General features: G+C 30.0%; 14 protein-coding genes. 7 read left to right on the top strand and 7 right to left on the bottom strand.

Translation table 11 applies throughout. The annotated features are described in order from the left end of the window. Positions 1–265 precede the first annotated feature (265 nt). The gene (locus tag E0E45_RS14185; protein ID WP_130891763.1) at positions 266–1,603 is read left to right on the top strand and encodes a GGDEF domain-containing protein; all 1,338 of its coding nucleotides are present in this window, start codon (positions 266–268) and stop codon (positions 1,601–1,603) included. A 171-nt stretch (positions 1,604–1,774) separates the two neighbouring features. Here E0E45_RS14185 and E0E45_RS14180 read toward each other — a convergent pair whose 3' ends face one another. From E0E45_RS14180 to E0E45_RS14170, 3 genes are read right to left on the bottom strand one after another with little or no spacing between them, the layout of a single operon-like run. Beyond that, complete coding sequence (locus E0E45_RS14180; RefSeq protein ID WP_130891762.1) at positions 1,775–2,401, bottom strand: lactate utilization protein; 627 nt, start codon at positions 2,399–2,401, stop codon at positions 1,775–1,777. An 11-nt stretch (positions 2,402–2,412) separates the two neighbouring features. Next, entirely contained in the window at positions 2,413–3,141 is a 729-nt protein-coding gene (locus E0E45_RS14175) for an MBL fold metallo-hydrolase (RefSeq protein WP_130891761.1), read from the bottom strand. Between the two features lie 26 nt (positions 3,142–3,167). Then, positions 3,168–3,956 carry an IclR family transcriptional regulator gene (locus E0E45_RS14170; protein WP_130891760.1) on the bottom strand — a complete coding sequence of 263 codons (789 nt, stop codon included), beginning with the start codon at positions 3,954–3,956 and terminating at the stop codon, positions 3,168–3,170. A gap of 327 nt (positions 3,957–4,283) precedes the next feature. On the opposite strand from E0E45_RS14170, the gene E0E45_RS14165 reads away from it, so the two are divergent. The 6 genes from E0E45_RS14165 to E0E45_RS14140 all read left to right on the top strand — a co-directional run bounded on the left by E0E45_RS14165 (position 4,284) and on the right by E0E45_RS14140 (position 9,103). After that, positions 4,284–5,261, top strand: a complete 978-nt coding sequence (locus E0E45_RS14165; RefSeq protein WP_130891759.1) for a 2-keto-3-deoxygluconate permease — start codon at positions 4,284–4,286, stop codon at positions 5,259–5,261. A 45-nt stretch (positions 5,262–5,306) separates the two neighbouring features. Then, on the top strand, positions 5,307–5,585 hold the full coding sequence (locus E0E45_RS14160) for a UxaA family hydrolase (RefSeq protein WP_005979865.1): 279 nt from the start codon (positions 5,307–5,309) through the stop codon (positions 5,583–5,585). Positions 5,586–5,604: 19 nt separating this feature from the next. After that, positions 5,605–6,765, top strand: coding sequence for a UxaA family hydrolase (locus E0E45_RS14155; RefSeq protein ID WP_130891758.1), 1,161 nt, complete (start codon positions 5,605–5,607; stop codon positions 6,763–6,765). Between the two features lie 91 nt (positions 6,766–6,856). Continuing rightward, positions 6,857–7,750, top strand: coding sequence for a fumarylacetoacetate hydrolase family protein (locus E0E45_RS14150; RefSeq protein WP_130891757.1), 894 nt, complete (start codon positions 6,857–6,859; stop codon positions 7,748–7,750). Positions 7,751–7,782: 32 nt separating this feature from the next. After that, positions 7,783–8,679 (top strand): dihydrodipicolinate synthase family protein, encoded by an 897-nt coding sequence (locus tag E0E45_RS14145; RefSeq protein ID WP_130891756.1) that lies wholly within the window; start codon positions 7,783–7,785, stop codon positions 8,677–8,679. 91 nt (positions 8,680–8,770) lie between these two features. Continuing rightward, on the top strand, positions 8,771–9,103 hold the full coding sequence (locus E0E45_RS14140) for a nucleoside triphosphate pyrophosphohydrolase (RefSeq protein ID WP_130891755.1): 333 nt from the start codon (positions 8,771–8,773) through the stop codon (positions 9,101–9,103). Between the two features lie 38 nt (positions 9,104–9,141). Here the strand turns inward: E0E45_RS14140 and E0E45_RS14135 are convergent, their stop codons facing one another. The 4 genes from E0E45_RS14135 to E0E45_RS14120 all read right to left on the bottom strand — a co-directional run bounded on the left by E0E45_RS14135 (position 9,142) and on the right by E0E45_RS14120 (position 11,572). After that, positions 9,142–9,585 (bottom strand): GNAT family N-acetyltransferase, encoded by a 444-nt coding sequence (locus E0E45_RS14135; RefSeq protein ID WP_130891754.1) that lies wholly within the window; start codon positions 9,583–9,585, stop codon positions 9,142–9,144. 42 nt (positions 9,586–9,627) lie between these two features. Continuing rightward, the gene (locus tag E0E45_RS14130) at positions 9,628–10,248 is read right to left on the bottom strand and encodes a suppressor of fused domain protein (RefSeq protein ID WP_130891753.1); all 621 of its coding nucleotides are present in this window, start codon (positions 10,246–10,248) and stop codon (positions 9,628–9,630) included. A 100-nt stretch (positions 10,249–10,348) separates the two neighbouring features. Further along, positions 10,349–11,011 (bottom strand): hypothetical protein, encoded by a 663-nt coding sequence (locus tag E0E45_RS14125; RefSeq protein WP_130891752.1) that lies wholly within the window; start codon positions 11,009–11,011, stop codon positions 10,349–10,351. Between the two features lie 15 nt (positions 11,012–11,026). Then, positions 11,027–11,572, bottom strand: a complete 546-nt coding sequence (locus tag E0E45_RS14120; RefSeq protein ID WP_130891751.1) for a DUF2271 domain-containing protein — start codon at positions 11,570–11,572, stop codon at positions 11,027–11,029. Between the last annotated feature and the right edge of the window lie 111 nt (positions 11,573–11,683).

The raw sequence follows: 11,683 nt of genomic DNA, 5'->3' as shown, positions 1-11,683 counted from the left end.
CAGTATGGGATTGTATACAATGTTGTATAAATGAAATATACATTTTAAAGAAAGTAATTGAAAATAAAACAAGAGTTTTTGTATAGAAAATATGAAGAAATAATGTTATAATAAAGAAAATTAAAATACATAAAGCTAGAAATGTCATTGAATGATTTAAGACCATTTTATTTATTTTATGATTATACACTTACTTAATCAGTATTAATTTTATTCTTAAAGAAGAAAGGAGTAATATGGTCTTAGGGATCATATACATGTTACTATGAATTATGATGAATTAAGAGCTATTATTTTAAATGAAAGTGAAAATGTTATTTATATATCTGATCCAATTACTTATGAACTTGTGTATATGAACAGATATGGATTGAGTACATTAGGAGTTAATAATTTGGCAGAAGTAATAGGGAAAAAATGCTATGAATTTCTTCAATCAAAGAATGCTCCTTGTGAATTTTGCACAAATAATTTATTAAAAAAAGATAGTTTTCATACATGGACACACTATAATAATAATCTTGATAAATATTTTATCATACAGGATAAAATGATTGTACTGGATGAAAAAGAGCTTCGTTTAGAGATAGCAACTAATATTACTAAACATGAAAAGAAAAGAAAAAAATTGGAATTTGAACTTTCCAATGAACAAACTTTAGTAAAGTGTATACAGACACTAGCTGAGTATAATGATATAGCAGTAGCAATAAATAAACTATTAAATATAATTGCTGATTTTTATCAAGGGGAGCGTGCATATATATTTGAGATAGACTATGCTAAGCAAATAATTTCTAATACTTATGAATGGTGTGGAGAAGGTGTAAGTAATGAAATAGAAAATCTTCAGAAGATACCTTTGAAAGCAGTAATACATTGGCTGGATGAATTTAAGAAAAAGGGAGAATTTTATATTACTTCTGTTGGAAAAAATGTAAAAAAAGGAAGTCTCGAATATGAAATACTTACAGCTCAAGGAATAGAAAGTCTGGTAGTTGCTCCATTAATAGAAAATAATGAGATAGTTGGTTTTTTAGGTGTAGATAATCCATCATCTAATATAAATGATCTAACTTTATTAAAATCAGTAACTTTTTTTGTTATGGATGATATTAATAAACGTCAACTTTTAACTAAACTGGAAGAGATGAGTTTTACAGATATACTTACAGGATTAGCCAATAGAAATAAATATATAAGTACTCTTGAAGAAATAGACAAAAATCCTCCTGAAACTTTAGGGGTGATCTATTTGGATCTAAATGGACTTAAAACAATTAATGATACTCATGGACATGCTTGTGGAGATAAGTTGCTGAAACATATAGCTGAAATATTGATAAGTATATTTAAGAAAGATGTTTTTCGTATAGGTGGAGATGAATTTGTAGTATTCTGCAGAAATATAGAAAAAGAAAAATTTGAATTAAATGTAGAAAGTCTTAGGAAAAGAATAGAATCAGATAGAGAATTAAAAGTATCCATAGGAAGTAACTGGAATACAGGAAAAATAATGGTAGACGAACAGATAGCTTATGCAGATAAACTTATGTATGCTGAGAAGAAAAATTATTATAAAGAGAGTGGACAAATGAAATAATCATATAAAAAATCAGCATAATCTGCTGGTTTTTTATATGTATATGATTAATAATAAAAATTAGTCCTTTTTTCCTTCATATGAAATAATTTGATTTTTTTATAAAAATTTTTCTCCCCAGTTACATATATTGTCGAATAAAGGAACTACATTTTTTCAGTCAGCTTCTTTTTAAAATCCCATATTCATATCAACAATAATAATTTTTATTCTATCTTTTATAAACTGCCCTTCAATATTAACAAAGGAATTACATATTCTTTCAGGATGATGGCAGTCTATACAATATCCAAGTTTTGCACAAGGGGTAGTTTTTCCAAGACGTACAGCATCAAGAGGTGCAGCAGTCTGTCTGGCTCTGAGGACAGCATGACCTAGGTCAGGAACTATTTTATTTATTCCAACTACAATTATTACCTGTTTAGGTCCATATATAATAGGAGCTATTCTGCTTCCATTTCCATCTATATTAAATATTTTACCATCTTCTGTTATTGCATTAGTGCCACTAATAAAAGTATCAGCAGAAAAATTTTTAATATAGATTTCCCTTTTCTCCTCTTTTGTTAAATCTTTTTTATACTTATCCAAAAAGAAAAAATTCCCATTTCTAAAGATACTGTATATTCCAGCTTCTTCAAGAGTTATTGAATCACCACAGCCAACAATTGAGTTTTCAGGAACCAGTTCTTTTATTAACTTTACCAGTTGAGGTATATTTTCAACAAAGTATCCCTTCATATTTCTTTTTTCAAAATTTGAAAGTATATTATTAAGTATATTTTGAGAAATATTCATGATACCCCCTGTTATTTTAAGAGATTTTTTAGAATAGAAATAATATCCCCTGTTATTATACCGCCATGATAGCATATTATCTGCTGGACATCATATTCTAAAAATTTTCTTATGGATTTTATTGCTTCTTTCATATCTAAAGTATATTGAGGATTAGCCAAAAAAAGATTTTCATTTTCTGCCACCATAGCATCTCCAGTAATAAGTGTTTTAAATTTTTTAGAATAAATAGAGATATGACCAGGCATATGTCCAGGAGTAGAAATTATTTTTGTTCCACCACACCAATCTAATTCATGATCTCCATCTATTGTAATATCAATAGGAACATGTCTTATAGATTTTAGCATATTATGGAAGTATTCAGCATTTAACTTTTCTTCGTCAGAAAGAGTTGGATATATTTTTTCAGCTTGTTCCAATCTTAAAGATTTTTTTACTCCTTCAATATATGCTTTTTCCAATAAAGAAGATACAATCTGTATATGAGGATATTTTTCCTTTATTTCATAGAGAGCATCCATATGATCATGGTCATGATGGGTTATTATTATTTTTGTAAGTTTTGAAAGTTCAAAATTATTTTTCTGAGCTTCTTTTTCTAAAAGAGGAAGAGAACCAGAAGTCCCACAGTCTATGAGAATATTCTCTTTGTCACCTTGTAAAATAACAGGATGAACAAAGCTATTATTACCATTTCCAGAAATAAAATCTATATCTAAAACTATCAATCTATTCATAATTCCTCCTTAGAATAGGGATATCCCTAGTTAGAAAGTGTTAACTGAGTACTATCTATATCATGTTCTCGAAAAAAAGTTTCAATTTTAGTTTTAGTTTCTAAAAGCATTGATTTAATAAGTTCAGTTTTCTCTTCTGTCATTCTAAAAGAAGGAACACTTACACTGATAGCAGCAAGGATGTCATCTCCTTTAAAAAGAGGGACACTGATACAATCAGATTGTTCATTTACTTCTCCGTTTTCAGTAGCAATCATAGTTTGTTTTACTTCTTTAAGCTGATCTGCAAGTATCTCAAAGTCAGTTATGGTATTAGGAGTATATTTTTTTAATCCATTTGGGTAGAGTTCTTTTAATTCTTTGATATTTTTCTGGCAGAGCAAAGCTTTACCTAGAGCAGTACAATAAGCAGGAAGCCTTTTTCCTACATATGAGATAATACGAATAGGATCATCAGAATCTACTTTTGCCACATATAATACCTGTCCTCTATCAAATATACCCATTTGGCAGATTTCATTAGTTTTTTTCACAATATATTTCATCTCTGATTTTATAAATTGAAGAGCATTCATGTTGCTTGTATAAGCTGATCCAACACAAAAAGAACCTATACCTATACTATACTTATAAGTATGTACATCTAAAAATATAAATTTACGTTGAGCCATAGTATGAATTAAAGGCAGTATACTGCTTTTAGGTGCATCAATAGCTTCAGCGATTTCTGTCAAAGTCAGACCTTCTTGATTGGCAGCTAGCAGTTCAAGTATGTTAAGTACACGGGCTGTAGGTCTATGTTCAGTCTTTGCCATGAAAAGGCACCTCCTAAATATTAATAATTTGATTATACCAGATTTTAAATAGTTTGTATATACAGACAAAGCATACATATAAAAAAGTATAATTAATTAAACTGTAAAAAAATTTTTTTTCTATAAAATCAGCTTAAAATGGTGATTGAAAATAATGATAAAAATTTTTTAATAGAACATATTGACTTATATATAAAAGAATGCTATTATTATTTTATGATAATTCGTATATAAAAACTTAGTTTGTATATACAAATAAAAGTATGGAAGCTGAGTTGGAGGGCCACCAAATATAGCAGAAAATAAAATGTCAGGAGGAAAAGAATTATGATTATGAGGTTTTTAAAAAGAGTACCTGCTGGTATGATGATTGTTCCTTTGCTAATAGGAGCTTTTATGAATACTTTTTTCCCAGCAGCATTGAGAATAGGATCATTTACAACAGCAACATTTTCTAGTGCAGGGGCAGCAACAGCAATGGGGATACAATTATTCTGTCTTGGAACTACTTTACAGTTGAGAGATATGCCTAAAGTGGTAAAACGTGGAGGAATTCTTCTTATTTCTAAATTTATAATTGGAGCAGCTATTGGTATAGCAGTTGGAAAAATGTTTGGTTTTGCAGGAGTATGCGGACTTACAACATTAGCTATCATTAGTGCAGTAACTAACAGTAATGGAAGTGTATATCTAGCTCTTATGAAAACTTATGGAGATACTACTGACTGTGCTGCTATGGCTCTTTTGGCTCTTAATGATGGACCATTATTTACACTTATAGCTCTTGGTGCTTCTGGACTTGCAAATGTTCCATTTATGGCACTTGTAGCAACAGTTATTCCTATTATAGTTGGAATGATAATTGGAAACCTAGACAAAGAAATGCAAACTTTCCTAGAACCAGCTGGAAATATTTTGATTCCATTTGTTGGACTTACTCTTGGAGCTGGAATCAACTTAAGTAATGTTGTAAAAGGTGGAGTTCCAGGAATAATTTTAGGACTTATAACAGTATTTGTAGGTGGATGCTTCATAGTTTTTTGTGATAAAATTATAGGAAGAAGACCTGGATATGCAGGTTGGGCAGTTGCAACAACAGCTGGAAATGCAGTTGCAGTACCAGCAGCAGTAGGACTTATAGACCCAGCTTGGGCTCCATATGTAGGAGAAGCAACTACTCAAGTAGCAGCATCAGTAGTAGTTACAGCTATCTTAGTTCCATTGATGACTAACTGGTGGGCAAAGAAATATGGATGTCCGCAATCAGAAGCTTTAGAAGCTGCAAAATTAGAAACAGCAAAATAAAAACTTTTAAAATATAGAATACTAAAATCTTTAAGGAGGAATGTTATGATCAATGCTTTAATAATTGATGTGAAAGACAGTGTGGGAGTAGCTATTGAACAAATTGCTAAAGGAACAGAAATAAGCTATAAAGCAGGAGATAAAGTTTTAACACTTACAGCTCTTGGAGATATTCAGATATATCATAAATTTGCAACTAGAGATATAGCTAAAGGAGAGCCAGTAGTGAAATATGGAGAGCATATAGGAATTGCATCTGAAGATATAAAAGCTGGTGCACATGTACATACTCATAATGTAGAAAGTCACAGAGAGAACTTATAGAATAGGGAGGAAATGTAATATGAATTTTTTAGGATATAGAAGACCAGATGGAAGAGTTGGAGTAAGAAACAAGATATTTATTTTACCAGCAAGTGTTTGTGCATCAGATACTACAAGAATAATAGCTTCTCAAATAGAAGGGGCAGTTACATTCAACAACCAAAATGGATGTTCACAAGTAGCAGGAGACCAACAGCTTACAATGGATGTTATGGCTGGAATGGCAGCTAACCCAAATGTATATGGAATAATAGTTGTTTCTCTTGGATGTGAAAACTGCCAAATGGATTTAGTTGTAGATGCAATAAGAGAAAGAACAAATAAACCAATGGAAACATTCATCATTCAGGAAAATGGTGGAACTATAACAACAATAGAAAGAGCTGTTCGTGCTGGAAGAAAAATGGCACAGGAAGCTTCAAGACTTCAAAGAGAAGAATTTCCAATATCTGAATTGATAGTTGGAACTGAATGTGGAGGATCAGATCCTACAAGTGGTCTTGCATCAAATGTACTTATAGGAGAACTAAGTGACCGTTTAGTAGCACTTGGAGCTACTTCTATTCTTTCTGAAACTACAGAATTTATAGGAGCAGAACATATTCTTGCAGCTCGTGCTAAAACTCCAGAGATAAAAGAAAGAATATATGAAATTGTACATAGATATGAAAAAGCTCTTCAATTAGTTGGAGAAGAAGTAAGGGATGGAAATCCATCACCAGGAAATATAGCAGGAGGAATCACTACTCTTGAAGAAAAATCTCTTGGATGTATCCATAAAGGAGGACATACAGAAGTTACAGCTGTATATGACTATGGAAAACAGGTAGAGGAAAAAGGTCTTGTAGTAATGGATACTCCAGGAAATGACCCTTCATCAGTAGCAGGAATGGTAGCTGGAGGAGCTCAAGTTATAGTATTCTCTACAGGTAGAGGAACTCCTACAGGAAACCCTATTTCTCCAGTAATTAAAATCACTGGAAATAAAATAACATTTGCAAATATGTCAGATAATATTGATATAGATGCAAGCCCAGTTATATATGGACCACAAACATTAAAAGAACTTGGAGAAGAATTCTTACAAGAATTAGTAGAAGTAGCTAATGGAAAACAAACTAAAGCAGAAACTTTAGGATATACAGAAATGGCTATTGCAAGATTATGTAATTATGTATAGAATATAGATATAAAGATTGTTACAGTGAGCGGAGAAAAAATATTTCTCTGCTTACTGACTTTATATAAGCCTAAAATTCAGAAGGTGGAAAATGAAATTTGTAAGATTTAAAAATGAAAACAACGAGAATTTGGGTATTTTCAATAATGATGAATCAAAAATCATTGAGATATCTTCTGTATTAAATGGCAGAAAATTTTCTTCAATGATTGATCTTATAGAAAATATCACTGAAGAAGAAATAGAACTGCTTCAGAAAACTTTTGGGGGAAAGATTTCTGAGTTTGTTCAGTATGATGTTTCAAGAGTAAAAATATGTTCACCAATTAAAAGACCTATTCACGATATTATATGTGTGGGAGTGAATTATAAAGATCATTTAGAAGAAACAAAGGAAAGTTTTAAGGATGATTTTACTGAACCAGCAAAAACTGTATATTTTTCAAAAAGAGCTTCTGAAATAATAGGAGCAGAAGATGCAGTAAAAAGCAGAATGGACTTGGATACACATTTAGATTATGAAGTAGAATTGGCAGTTATTATGGGAAAAAGGGGAACAGATATAGCCAGAGAAGATGTTGAAAAATATATTTTTGGATATTCAATATTCAATGATATATCTGCTAGAGTGTTGCAACAATCTCATCTTCAATGGTATAGGGGTAAAAGTCTGGACACTTATTCATCTATGGGACCAAGTATACTGCATAAAACAGCTCTTCCATTTCCAATAGAAGTAGATGTAAAAAGTTATGTTAATAATGAATTAAGACAATCTTCAAATACAAAATTATTTTTAGCTGATATTCCTCAAATAATATCTGAAATATCAGCAGGAATAACTCTTGAACCTGGAGATATAATAATAACTGGAACACCATCTGGAGTAGGAATGGGAATGAAACCTCAAGGGTTTATGAAAAAGGGAGATATAGTAACTTGTGAAATTCCAGAGATAGGAAAACTTATCAATACTATAGAATAAAACTATTTTAAATATATAAAAGGAGACTAATTATGAAAAAAGCAAATTTTCTGACTCCAGTAGTGACTGCATTTGATGCAAACGGAAATCTGGATGTTCAGGCTAATAAAAATGTATGGGATCATCTTATTAAAGGTGGAGTAGATGGACTTGTAATTATGGGAAGTACAGGAGAATTTTTCTCTATGACTACTGAACAGAAAAAAGAACTTATTAAATTAGTGGTAGAGCATGTAAATAAAAGAACAAAGGTATATATTGGAACTAGTTGTATGACAGTTGAAGATACAGTTGAACTTTCAAATTTTGCAATAGAAGCTGGAGCAGATGCAGTAATGATTATCAGTCCATACTATTTTGCTCTTTCTGATGAAAGTGTAGAATTTTTCTATGACAAAGTAGCAGAAGCTGTAAAAGGATATATATATTTATATAACTTCCCTGATAGAACAGGACATGACTTAACTCCAGAAATTACATTAAATCTTCTTAGAAAACATAAAAATATAGTTGGATTTAAAGATACTGTAAGTGAAATGGGACATACTAGAAAACTTATGACTACAGTATTGAAAGAATTCCCAGATTTTATTGTATTATCAGGATTTGATGAAAACTTTGTTCACAATATTCTATGTGGAGGAAGTGGATGTATTGGAGGGCTTTCAAACTTATGTCCAGAACTTTTTGCTGATTGGGTAAAAGCAATAAATGCAAAAAATATGGATGAAGTTGCTAGAATTCAAAAGATAGTAGATAAATTAATGGATCTTTATCCAATAGGAACTCCATTTATTCCTATTATGAAAAAAGCTATGATACTTCATGGAGTGGAAATGAAAGATTATTGTACAAAACCTTTCTTACCAGCAACTGAAGAACAAACTGAACAAATAAAAGCAGTGATGAAAGAAGCAGGACTTCTATAAAAATAAGGGTGGCTATGCCACTCTTATTTTTACATAAAATTGCCAATTTTATCTTTTGATAATATAATAAAAGAAAAAAGAGGAGAATTTTATGAAAAAAAGGACTGTTTATAATAAACTTGTCAGAGATAATATTCTTGAAATTATTGCTGATAATCATCAAGAATATACATACCATATAGCAACAGATGATGAATATAAGATGAAATTATTAGAGAAATTAAAAGAAGAAGTTCAAGAATTTATAGAAGCAAAAAATATGGAAGAGATGAGTGATATTTTTGAAGTTATTGAACATATTATAATCGCTTTTAATTTGAATAAAAAAGATATTTTAGAAATTAAGAATAAAAAAGCTGAAACAAGAGGGAAATTTAATAAGAAAATTATTCTTGAATCTGTTTATGAAAAAAGTAATAAATAAATTTGAAGATAAAAAATAAGGAGCACCAGCTCCCTATTTTATATTTTCTTTTCTAAATAAATCATATCTATACACTGTACTCCATCATCATAGATTGGAATATCATAGTTATCAATAAAGAAATTTTTTATTTTATGAGATATTTTAAATCCACATTTTTCATAAAATTCTATTCCATTATCAGCAGTTCCTACTAATATAGAAGTGTATTTTCCTTTATAATATTCACAGATAAGAGCAATGAGGTTTTTTCCATAACCTTTTCTATGCATAGTTTTACAAACTGCTAGATTTTTTATTTCACATTTGTGTTTATCTATTTCAATGGCAGCACATTGACCTAAAACTTTTTCATTTTCAGTAAGATAAAATACTTCACAATCATTGATATATTTATCTATAGCTTTTTCTTCTGGATCAGCTAACAACAGTAGATCAATATATTTTTTCTTATTATCTGTTAGTTTTTTTAATTGCACCATTATATATCACCTGAATATAGATTATTATTGATAGTATACATATCAAACCAGACTTTTTCTTTTGAAATCAGTCATAGTGTGACCAAGTTTTTCTATCATTTCTTCAACACTATTTTTTTTATCAACAATAGCTTTAAGTTCTGTATCAGTCATACCTACAAGTTGTACAAATTGTAATAATCCATTAGGAGTATTTATCTCTCCAACTTCATCTGGAACAGTTACAAAACCTGTAATATTAGATATTGATTTAGAATCCATACCAGTTTTCTGCCCAGTATAGATATATTCAAAAGGCTGGAATATATCTCCATTTTCGAAAGTTATTCTTCCAAGAGTTTGTAAGATTCCACATATACAATTTAATTCTTCTTCTATATTTTTTAGAGAAGCTTTTTTTAATTTTAATGTAAGTTCAAAGCCATATCCACTGTAATCAAAGTCTTCAGATTCTTTATCATACAGTTCGGAAAGGCCATAAGTGACAAAATGGTAGTAATCTCCTCCATCATAGACACTTATGCCATCTAAAGGATCTTCCCCTCCTAGACGCCAAGATATCATAGGGGCATAATGAAGGGGATCAGTCTGCTCAGGATAAAGTTTTTCAAAAGCTCTAGTAATTGCATCCCATCCAGAAGTCTCTATATATTCTTTTTTCATTTTCTTCCCTCCTGTAAAAATATATATTAAATAGTTTTTTCAATATTTTGATTATTCTATCAAAGTATACCATGTATACTGTATTTGAGCAAAATATTTATTACCAGTTTATTACTAAAGGTAAATCAGGTCTAAAATCTTTTTCTTTTTTGTATGCTTCTTTGTCAAAAGTAAGTTTCAGATAATTTTCATTGTCTTTTATTAAAAGAAGATTATCCATATTATTTATTATTTTGGCTGCTTCAGAAAACTCATTTTTCTGGTTAATATGTACTTCTATATTCGTTACTTCTTTCAATGGAAGTTTATGTTTCATATTTTCTTTCTTTTCTAGAGGATATTTATCCTGTCTTTCAACGAAAGAAAGATAAAAAAACATAGGTTCACTGAGGGGAGTATTATCAGCAACCTGTATTTTTAAAAAATCAGGAAGGTATAAAGGATGGTAATCCCATACAGGAAAAGTAATTTTTATATTTTTTTCTTTTATAGGTCTGAGTCCAATTCCAAAAGGGGATATATTTGGATCAAATTTACTGCACCTTTCAAAAAGTCTCATAGGTTTAGTAAGGACACTCTTTACTTCATCTAAGTTTTCTATCCATAATAATTCGAGCATAAAATTATGAAAGAAAAATCTTCTATTAGCAGTTCCCTGCCCAGGATGAGTATTTGAAGTTCCTTCTGTCAAACCAAATTCTTTTAATAATTCACCAGCAGGTGCTTTATAATCGGTACAAATATAGATGTGGTCAACTTCCATTTCTACTACCTCCTTTTATTTTACTTCAGCACTTAAATCAGTTATCATTTTGCTGTTGAGAGCTTCTCTTGTAAAATCCTCTATAAATGGTCCAACTATATATGAATGTTCTCCTAAGGTAACAGTTCCACTAAAGAGAATTTTATCCTTCCAATGGGTACTTCCCTCTATAAAAAATCTATATGTTCCATCTGAAACAGGATTTTCGTTTTGATCAGTACAATCCCAAAGATATGTAAGAAAACTACTTTTAGGAGTAGCTCCAGAAATAGAGTCTATCTTTTCTTTAGAGTAATTCTTTACATTTGAACGTTCTACCCAAGTTGAAAGAGCTTCTTTTCTCTTTGAATAGCCATCAATAGCAGTAAATCTTGTAACAAAAATATTTTTTATCAATTCTCCATTTTCATTTTCAATCCATATAGCAAATTGGTTTGAAGCAAGTTTAAATTGTTTTTCATATTTAAAGGAGATAAGAACTTTTTTTTTGTGAATATTTTCAGAAAAAATATTAGTAAAAATAAATAAAAAAGCTAATATAAAAAACAGTTTTAAATTCATTGAGTATCTCCTTTTTATGTAAGTATTCTTAGTTGTATATTAAAGTATATACTGTATAAAAATATTTTACAAACTATTTTTAAATAAAAAATGCCTCATAATTTATGAGAC

It is taken from the genome of Fusobacterium ulcerans ATCC 49185, from assembly GCF_900683735.1.
GTDB classification, from domain to species: domain Bacteria; phylum Fusobacteriota; class Fusobacteriia; order Fusobacteriales; family Fusobacteriaceae; genus Fusobacterium_A; species Fusobacterium_A ulcerans_A.
This window is presented reverse-complemented; position numbering and strand designations above follow the sequence as displayed.